1 protein-coding gene is annotated in these 1,243 nt (G+C 43.8%); it reads right to left on the reverse strand.

Annotation, left to right across the window (positions count from 1 at the left end):
* Positions 1-30: 30 nt before the first annotated feature.
* Positions 31-1,181, reverse strand: a protein-coding gene (locus tag F0251_RS24220; protein WP_171731981.1) for an IS3 family transposase whose coding sequence is annotated in 2 segments (ribosomal slippage) — positions 31-938 and positions 938-1,181 — 1,152 coding nt in all. Because the reading frame shifts where the segments join, the coding sequence is not laid out codon by codon here.
* Between the last annotated feature and the right edge of the window lie 62 nt (positions 1,182-1,243).

Raw genomic sequence — 1,243 nt, forward strand, 5'->3', positions numbered from 1 at the left:
TGATCTGCTCCAGTAAGACTGGACACCGCATTAAGCGACATATTGTTTTTCAAAGTTAACTGGGCTTAGATACCCAAGAGCACTGTGCCTTCTTGTTCGATTATAATCAACTTCGATGTATTCAAAGAGTGCTTGACGCATCTCTTCTCGGGTCATTATCGGCTCGTATTGGACGGCTTCTACTTTCATTGAGTGGAAAAAGCTTTCAACACAAGCGTTGTCCCAGCAATTTCCCTTCCTACTCATACTTTGCTTTAGATTATGAGCTGCGATTAAGTCGCGGTAGTCTTTTGAACAATATTGGCTACCTCTATCACTATGGATAATCACTTCTTCTGGCATACCTCTGCGGAACAATGCCATTGATAGCGCATCACAGACCAGAGTTGCGGTCATTCTGGTACTCATTGACCAACCAACTACTTGCCGTGAGTACAAGTCGATAACAACGGCTAAATACATCCAGCCTTCGCTTGTCGCTAGATAAGTGATATCTCCAGCCCATTTTTGGTTTGGTGCTGTCGCATTAAAGTCTTGCTCAAGCAAATTCGGGGCTACAGGAAGTCTATGCTTACTGTCTGTCGTACATTTGAACTTACGGGCGGCCTTCGCGACTAAGCTCTGGCGTTTCATGCTCGCGGCAATGGTTTTTACATCGTGCTTATTACCATTTGCCTCAAGTTCTTTTTGAATGCGCCTTGCACCGTCGCGTTCCTTTTTATCATCAAAGACTTCTCGAACTTTGTTATCAAGCTGCTTGCGGTGCTCGTTGCGTTGAGTGACTTTATGGCGATTATCAATCCAATAATAAAACCCACTTCGAGAAACCCCAAACACCTTAGCCATACGGACAATCCTATATTGCATCAGGTGTTCGAGCATAAACTCATAGCAATCTATTTTAGATTTTTCGCGAAGTAGGTGGCGGCCTTTTTTACGATATCTAGCTCTTCAGCTTGCTCTGCTAATAATCGCTTGAGCTTGGCATTTTCAGTGGCGAGTTCTCTTTCTCTATCGCTGATTTTCGCATCTTTTTTGACGGCTTTACGCCACCCATAAATTTGAGATTCATATAGTGAAAGCTGTCGTGCGGCGGCAGCGACACCGACTTTCTCTGCTAACTTAAGCGCTTCGGCTTTAAATTCAGGAGCATGTTTAATTCGTGTTTTCTTAGTTGTCATTGTTCACCTCGTTAGTGATTGTACTCACTTAACTCAGTGTCCAAAACTTCTGGTGCGGATCA

The organism is Vibrio sp. 070316B (genome assembly GCF_013114115.1).
Classification (GTDB): Bacteria; Pseudomonadota; Gammaproteobacteria; order Enterobacterales; family Vibrionaceae; genus Vibrio; species Vibrio chagasii_B.